A 7,348-nucleotide genomic window follows, 5' to 3' on the forward strand; every position below is an offset into this window, starting at 1 on the left:
ACAAATCATACGGAAGGAAATGTGACAGCCCGCCTCGCCGCCCCGGCCCTCAACCTCCGCTCACCTCTATGTAAATGTGAGGAAATGCCGGTACCTGCGGTGTTGACCGTGGACCGCCACCTATACTGGTCTCCATCTGATTCGATTCTCGTGGCCCGCACGCGGGTCGCTCGGCATGCCTGAGAAGGACGTTTCATGGCCAAGAAGGACACGAAGAAGGCCGCGCCTACGCCTGACGAGGTGGAGGCGCTGTTCGCCGACGTCGACGAGACGGGGCACACCAACGCATCCAAGGCTCGCCACGAGCATCGCCGCCGCCGCGCCAAGAAGGCTGCGGTCGAGGTCGACCCGCTGTCGGGTGACGACCCCTCGGGCTCCAGCATCGGCAAGGTCATCACCAAGACGGCCGTGGGCTTCGTCCTCATACTGCTGCTCGTCGTGGTCATTGCACAGGTCTCTTGCGGCGTGGCCCGTCGCACCGGCACCGCCCGTCTCGCCGAGAGCGTCAACGTCAAGAACGTGGCGTCGGCCCTGCGCAACGGCGTGGAGTGGGGCAACGGCTTCACGCAGTTCCCTGAGGACTTCTCCGTGCAGGAGGCCGACGAGAGCACGGGCCGCGTCGAGGTCACCGTGGTGGACACGTCGAGCAAGGACGAGATGGAGAGCCTCTCCGGCTCGCAGATCCAGGCCGCCGCGCTTGCCGTGAACGCGCTGCTCAACCCCAACGTCAACCAGGTCATCTACCACGTCAACGTGCACGTGGACGGCAAGGGCAAGTTCGAGCAGTCCACGCTGTTCGGCTTCCTCAAGCCCACGGGCGAGGTCAAGCAGTTCGCCACGTTCATCTGGACCAAGAGCGTGACGTCGAGCGGTGCGTTCAACTTCAACTGCATGATCACCGGCCTTGACGCCGACACGGCCGCCAACCTGCGCGAGAAGCTCACGGTGCAGGGTGGCCTGCTCGACGCGATCATCGGCGACGCCAACGCCAGCACGACTGACTCGGCTGCTACGACCGGCACTGCCGAGACGGGCTCGGCCGAGGAGAGCGCCGCGGAGGCTGCGACCACGGCCGAGGCTGTGGCCACGGCGACCATCGAGCCGCCGGCCACGCCCGCGGCTTCGACGGCGGCGGCCAACTAGGACGGGATGGCCGCAAGGCCGCCTGCGGGCTTCTCGGTCGTTTGCAAACCACAGCTGTAAGCAAAAGGCGGGCGCGCGGGCGAGAGGTGCCTGCGCGCCCGCTTCTGTCATCGACGCCTCTTCTAGCTGCGGCTTCTCGCGCCCGCCAGCCTCGCCCTACAGCAGTGCCGTCACGTCGCCCAGGACCGACTCAAAGCTCACGCCGCGCAGCTCGTAGTTGGGCTGGTCGCGCGTGATGGCCATGGCGTCGCGCACGAGCGTTCCGGCAAACTCCACGGCCCCGCGCAGGTTGCGCCCGCAGAAGATCGCCGCCGTGAGCCCGCTCGCGAACAGGTCACCCGTGCCGTGCAGCATGAACGGCAGCAGCTCGCTTGCGACCTCTTCCGGCGCGCCGCCCTCGCCCGCCACGGCCACGTAGTTGCGGATGACCTTCTCGCCCGGCCGCACGATGCCCTTGAGCACGACCGACTTGGCGCCCATCTCCAGCAGTGCGTCGACGGTACGGCCCACGTGCGCGTCGTCCACGTTCTGGCCCGCGTAGGCCACACCGGTGAGAATTGCGGCCTCGGTGAGGTTGGGCGTCAGCACGTCGGCACCGTCTACCAGGCCTTTCATGGCCTCGCACATCTCGTCGGTGTAGGTTGGGTACTTCTCGCCCCCGTCGCCCATGACCGGGTCGACGATGCGCAGCGCGCCGGGGTACTCGCGGTAGAGCCGCCTGATGGCGCCCACCTGCTCGGCCGAGCCGAGAAATCCCGAGTAGATTCCGTCGAGCTCGACGCCCTCCTCCTGCCAGGCGTCAAGGTAGTCGCCCAGCATGGCGGTGGTGTCGTGCATATAGAACTTGGGGAACTTGGTGTGGGCCGAGAACAGCGACGTGGGTACGGGGCAGACGTCGATGCCTGCCGCGCTGAGCACGGGAATCGCGATTCCCAGCGAGCACTTTCCGTAGCCACACAGGTCGTGCACGGCGGCCACGCGGGGGATGTAGTTGCCGTGTCTGGTGTAGAGCCTGAGCTCGCTTGCCGTGGTCATGGGTTTCCTTTCGTCCGCGGACTGATGGACCAGCGTACGCGTCCTAGCTTAGCGCGCCCACGCGTGCGAGCCGCCACGTACGCGTCCGAGAGGCCCACCATTTGCGAAAACGATTGCAGGAGAGGGCGGGCGGCGGCTGCCTTGGTGCGGCGTGCGGTGTGCCGTCCTCCGCGCTCTGTGCCGCTTGCTAGCCCCCGAGACCTCGTCCACGTCGCCCGACGCCGTGGCCTTGCCGGCCCTCCATAGCTCACCCTTCACACGTTCGTCTCGTTATTAGCAGTTAACTGTCTCTATGAGAGAGGTTAACTGCTAAATTCGAGACGAACGTGACCGGCGGCGGGCGGGGAGGCGAACGGCGCTGGACGACCGGCCCTCCGCCCGGCCACCCCGCAGGCGCGCGGCTGCCCCCGCTATACTGGAGACTCGCGCGACGTTCGTTCGAGGCCTCGTCAAAGGAGAGCACACCATGGCAGAGCAGCCGCTCGTTGGCATCATCATGGGATCCAAGTCGGACATGCCCACGATGGAGGCATGCACCAAGCAGCTCGATGAGCTCGGCGTTCCCTACGAGCTTGTCATCGCAAGTGCGCACCGCACGCCCGACAAGGTCCACGAGTGGGCCGCCACGGCCGCCGACCGCGGGCTCAAGGTCATCATCGCCGCCGCCGGCAAGGCTGCGCACCTCGGCGGTGTGGTTGCCGCCTTCACGCCGCTGCCCATCGTCGGCGTGCCGATGAAGACGAGCGACCTGGGCGGCATGGACTCGCTGCTCTCGATGGTGCAGATGCCGAGCGGCGTGCCCGTGGCCTGCGTCGCCATCAACGGCGCCAAGAACGCGGCCATCTACGCCACGCAGATCCTGGGTGCCACGCTGCCGGAGTACCGCGAGAGGATCGTGGACTTCAAGCGCGCGATGGCCGAGGCCTAGGCAGGGTTCGGGGGCGAGATGGGCCCGACGTCGGGACAGGCGCCAGGACAAGTGCCGGGACAGGCCCCAGGTAGGGGCCGGCATCTCAGGGGAGACGGGCGGCCGGCTGGTGCGAGCGCCGCAGCATCCGGCAACGCCGCAGATTCCGGCCCCGCGCTCGGTAACGCCGCAGCGTCCGGTAACGCCGCAGTGTCCGGCCCTGTCGTCGCGCCCAACCCCGGCCCCGCGCCTGCCCCCACCTCCGCTGTCGGCTTCGAGCCGGCGTACGACCCAGGCGACGGCCTCGTCGCCCACCGCGGTGGCTCGTCCCAGCACGCGACGCCCCGCCGCCCCCGCCGCCGTCGCCGCATCCTCTCGACCCTCCTCATCGTCCTGGGCGTGGCGCTCATGGCGGCCGCCGGCGGCATGTGGACCTGCGCCCAGCTGCAGTACCGCGCCCAGGACGAGGCGAACGCCAGGCTCGCGACCTTCGCCACCGTCTCCGACGACCCGGCCGCGCCGGAGGGCCCGCAGGTCGACTGGGCGGCCCTCAAGGCCGTGAACCCCGACGTGGTGGGCTGGGTCCAGATACCCGGAACGGTGGTCAACTACCCCGTCTACCAGGGCAAGGACAACGAGCAGTACCTCCATACCACGGCCGAGGGCGACAACGGCATCGGCGGCCAGGTCTTCCTCGACTACGAGAACGCCAAGCCCGGCCTCCAGGACCCGCAGACCGTGATCTACGGCCACCACCTCTGGAATGGGACCATGTTCACCGAGGTAGACGCCATGACCGACCAGACGGAGTTCGACAAGCACCCCGTCGTCTGGTACGCAACCGAGGAGGCCACCTACGAGCTGGAGCCGCTCTTCACCTACAAGTCGGCCGCGACCAACGCCGAGGCGCGCCGCATCAGTTTTGCCTCGGGAGACGAGCTGCACAGCTACCTGCAGGGGCTTCTCGCGCAGGCGTGCTCCAAGAGTGCCGACGCCGACGCTGCCGTGACCTCGGTGAGCAAGGTGGTCACGCTTGCCACCTGCGACTACGAGAACGACTTTGGCAAGGGCAACGGCCGCGGGCTTCTCGTCTGCGCGCTGCGGGGCGAGGTTCACCCCGACGGCTCGACCACGGCCTCGTGATGTGACGCTGCCCTGCAGGAGCTGGCCAAACAGGGTATCCTAGCAGGGAAAACCGTGCGTTGTTGTATCGCTTGGCTAACCGCCCCGCCCGCGCCCCGCCAGCACCTCGAGTACCTCAAGCGCTACCGCCCACCCAAAGCTCGTCCGCACCCACCACGTACGCATCCGTCCGAAAGGTCACACATGCACGAGGAGAACCTCACGCTCGAACAGGCCATCGCCCCCGACGAGTCGCTGCATGACGAGTGCGGCGTCATCGGCATCTGGGCACCCGACCGCGACGTTGCCCGCATGACCTACTTTGGCCTGCACGCGCTGCAGCACCGCGGCCAGGAGAGCGCCGGCATCGCGGTGGGCGACGGCACGAGCGTCTTCGTGCGCAAGGACCTCGGCCTCGTGACCCAGGTCTTCTCCGACTCGGACCTCTCGGCGCTGCAGGGCAAGGTGGCCATCGGCCACGTGCGCTACGGAACCGCAGGTAGTAAGGGGTGGGAGAGCGCCCAGCCGCACCTCTCGGCCATCAACGACGTCATCATCGCCCTGGCCCACAACGGCACGCTGGTCAATTTCGACCAGCTGCGCGTGGAGCTCATCAACCTGGGTGTCCCCTTCCGCACGCACACCGACTCCGAGGTGGCCGCGCGCCTTATCGGCTACTTCACGCAGCAGACGCACCACCTGCGCGGCGGCATCGCGCACGCCATGGCCATGATGGAGGGCGGCTACGCGATGGCGCTCGTGCGCGAGAACGCCCTGTACGCGTTCCGCGACCCGCGCGGTATCCGCCCGCTCTGTCTCGGCAAGCTGCCCGACGAGCAGGGCTGGGTTGTGGCCAGCGAGACCTGCGCGCTCGACATCGTGGGCGCCGAGTACGTGCGAGACATCCGCCCCGGCGAGATTCTGCGCATCTCCGACGACGGCCCCATCTCCGAGCAGGCCATCGACCCCGAGCCGCGCGCCGAGTGCATCTTCGAGGACGTCTACTTTGCCCGTCCCGACTCGCGCTTCCACGGCCGCTCGGTCTACTCGATGCGTTACGCCATGGGCCGCCGCCTCGCCCACGAGGCCCCGGCCGAGGCCGACCTCGTGATCGGCGTGCCCGACTCGGGCCTGCCGCCGGCGGAGGGCTTTGCCCATGAGCTGGGGCTTCCCTTTGGCGAGGGCCTCATCAAGAACCGCTACGTGGCCCGCACCTTCATCCAGCCCACGCAGGAGCTGCGAGAGATGGGCGTGCGCCTCAAGCTCAACGCGCTCTCGGACAACGTGGCCGGCAAGCGTCTCTTGGTCATCGACGACTCCATCGTGCGCGGCACCACGTCCAAGCAGATCGTGCGCATGCTCAAGGACGCTGGCGCCACCGAGGTGCACATGCGCATCAACTCGCCCGAGGTCACGTGGCCGTGCTTCTACGGCATCGATACCGACACGCAGGACCAGCTCATCAGCGCCCGCAAGTCGGTGGAGGAGATCCGCGACTACATCGGGGCAGACTCGCTGGCGTTCCTCTCGGTGGAGGGTCTGCTTGCCTGCGTGCCCGAGCTTGCCGACGACGCCGAGACCGCCTCGCGTTGCCCGGCCGGCCACACCTGCGACGGCTACTGCAAGGCGTGCTTCACGGGCGAGTACCCGGTGGAGATTCCGGCGACCTTCTCGAGCGGCAAGTTCCTGGACGGCTACAAGCCCAAGAACCTGAGCCACGCGAGCGCCGCGAGCCACATGAGCATCGAGGACGTGGCGCAGGACGAGAGCGTGCTGGGTTCGAACGAGAAGGCCTAGGGCGAGCGGCGGGCCTGCTGCCTGCGTGCCGGCCGTTCGTTCCTCTCTCCTATAATGAGAAGAGTTGTGCGTTCCCAAGAGGCGCGTCTTCCAAAGAGACGCGCCCCATGGAGTTGCGTCTCCAAAAAGAGCGTGCGCTTCCGAGGCATCGGCCTGTCGAAAGGAATTCCTGATGAGTGAGAGCCAGCAGAACGCCCAGGTCACCTACGCGGACTCCGGCGTCGACACCGCCGAAGGCGCCCGCGCGGTCAATGCCATCAAGCAGATGGTCGCCTCCACCAACCGCCCCGAGGTCATCGGCGGCATCGGCGGCTTTGGCGGCCTCTTCTCGGCCGCGTCGCTCAAGGACATGGCCGACCCGATCCTCATTTCGGGCACCGACGGCGTGGGCACCAAGCTCGTGCTGGCGCAGATCCTCGACCGGCACGAGACCGTGGGCCAGGACCTCGTGGCCATGTGCGTGAACGACATCCTCGCGAGCGGCGCCGAGCCCCTGTTCTTCCTGGATTATGTGGCTATCGGTCATATCGAGGCTGCTCACATGGCCCAGATCGTGAAGGGTGTGGCCGACGGCTGCAAGCTGGCGGGCTGCGCGCTCGTGGGCGGCGAGATGGCCGAGCACCCCGGCGTCATGCGCCCGGACGACTACGACCTGGCCGGCTTTGCCGTGGGCGTGGTGGATCGTCCCAAGATGCTCGACCCGGCCAACGTGCGTCCTGGCGACGTCATCCTGGGCTTGGCCAGCACGGGCATCCACAGCAACGGCTACTCGCTCGTGCGTCGCGTGCTGGGCATCGACGGCGTGGTGCCGGGCACGGCCGAGGCTGCTGAGAAGCGCGAGGAGCTCGAGCGTCCGCTCGACGCGCTGGCGGGCGAGTCCATGGCCGACGCCCTGCTGCGCCCCACCCGCATCTACGTGAAGCCCGTGCTTGAGGCCCTGCGTGCTGGCGCGCCGATTCACGCGCTTGCGCACATCACGGGCGGCGGCATCACCGAGAACCTCAACCGTGCACTCGCGCCCGACGTAGACGCCGTGGTGGACCGTCGCGTGTCCGGCGACGCGAACGCCGCAGGTGTGACCTGCGAGTTTGGTTGGGAGCTGCCGCCGGTCATCCGCGAGGTGGTGCGTCGTGCGCAGCTCTCGCCCAACGAGGCGTGCAAGACCTTCAACATGGGCGTGGGCCTCTGCGTGCTGTGCGCCGTCAAGGACGAGGCCGCGGTTCGCGCCGCGCTCGAGGCTGCCGGCGAGCACCCGTTTCGCGTGGGCGAGTGCGTGAGCGGCACCGGCGCCGTCCGCTACGCTGACGAGGCCTAGCTGTCACATTTCCTTCCGGATGATTTGTC

General features: G+C 67.8%; 6 protein-coding genes. 5 read left to right on the forward strand and 1 reads right to left on the reverse strand.

The window, feature by feature from the left end; all coding sequences use genetic code 11:
- The first annotated feature begins 195 nt into the window (after positions 1-195).
- Positions 196-1,143 (forward strand): hypothetical protein, encoded by a 948-nt coding sequence (locus tag EFAMC1_RS00620; RefSeq protein ID WP_154052412.1) that lies wholly within the window; start codon positions 196-198, stop codon positions 1,141-1,143.
- A 156-nt stretch (positions 1,144-1,299) separates the two neighbouring features.
- Here EFAMC1_RS00620 and EFAMC1_RS00625 read toward each other — a convergent pair whose 3' ends face one another.
- The gene (locus EFAMC1_RS00625) at positions 1,300-2,178 is read right to left on the reverse strand and encodes a bifunctional hydroxymethylpyrimidine kinase/phosphomethylpyrimidine kinase (RefSeq protein ID WP_154052413.1); all 879 of its coding nucleotides are present in this window, start codon (positions 2,176-2,178) and stop codon (positions 1,300-1,302) included.
- 466 nt (positions 2,179-2,644) lie between these two features.
- Here EFAMC1_RS00625 and purE point away from each other — a divergent pair, with 466 nt between their 5' ends.
- The 4 genes from purE (at position 2,645) to purM (ending at position 7,319) form a co-directional block, all read left to right on the forward strand.
- A complete protein-coding gene (purE, locus tag EFAMC1_RS00630) occupies positions 2,645-3,106 on the forward strand; it encodes a 5-(carboxyamino)imidazole ribonucleotide mutase (protein ID WP_154052414.1) in 462 nt (153 codons plus the stop codon).
- Between the two features lie 189 nt (positions 3,107-3,295).
- The gene (locus EFAMC1_RS00635; RefSeq protein ID WP_187324469.1) at positions 3,296-4,228 is read left to right on the forward strand and encodes a class B sortase; all 933 of its coding nucleotides are present in this window, start codon (positions 3,296-3,298) and stop codon (positions 4,226-4,228) included.
- A gap of 183 nt (positions 4,229-4,411) precedes the next feature.
- Positions 4,412-6,004: an amidophosphoribosyltransferase gene (gene purF / locus EFAMC1_RS00640; protein ID WP_154052416.1), complete on the forward strand. Its 1,593-nt coding sequence runs from the start codon at positions 4,412-4,414 to the stop codon at positions 6,002-6,004.
- A 172-nt stretch (positions 6,005-6,176) separates the two neighbouring features.
- Complete coding sequence (gene purM, locus EFAMC1_RS00645) at positions 6,177-7,319, forward strand: phosphoribosylformylglycinamidine cyclo-ligase (RefSeq protein ID WP_154052417.1); 1,143 nt, start codon at positions 6,177-6,179, stop codon at positions 7,317-7,319.
- Positions 7,320-7,348: the final 29 nt, after the last annotated feature.

The organism is Olsenella uli, from assembly GCF_901212675.1.
In the GTDB taxonomy this organism is placed as follows: domain Bacteria; phylum Actinomycetota; class Coriobacteriia; order Coriobacteriales; family Atopobiaceae; genus Parolsenella; species Parolsenella uli_B.

Coding starts and splice junctions, on each gene's coding strand:
- purE (WP_154052414.1), top strand. CDS start 2,645: ATGGCAGAGCAGCCGCTCGTTGGCATCATCATGGGATCCAAGTCGGAC.
- EFAMC1_RS00625 (WP_154052413.1), bottom strand. CDS start 2,178: ATGACCACGGCAAGCGAGCTCAGGCTCTACACCAGACACGGCAACTAC.
- purF (WP_154052416.1), top strand. CDS start 4,412: ATGCACGAGGAGAACCTCACGCTCGAACAGGCCATCGCCCCCGACGAG.
- EFAMC1_RS00620 (WP_154052412.1), top strand. CDS start 196: ATGGCCAAGAAGGACACGAAGAAGGCCGCGCCTACGCCTGACGAGGTG.
- purM (WP_154052417.1), top strand. CDS start 6,177: ATGAGTGAGAGCCAGCAGAACGCCCAGGTCACCTACGCGGACTCCGGC.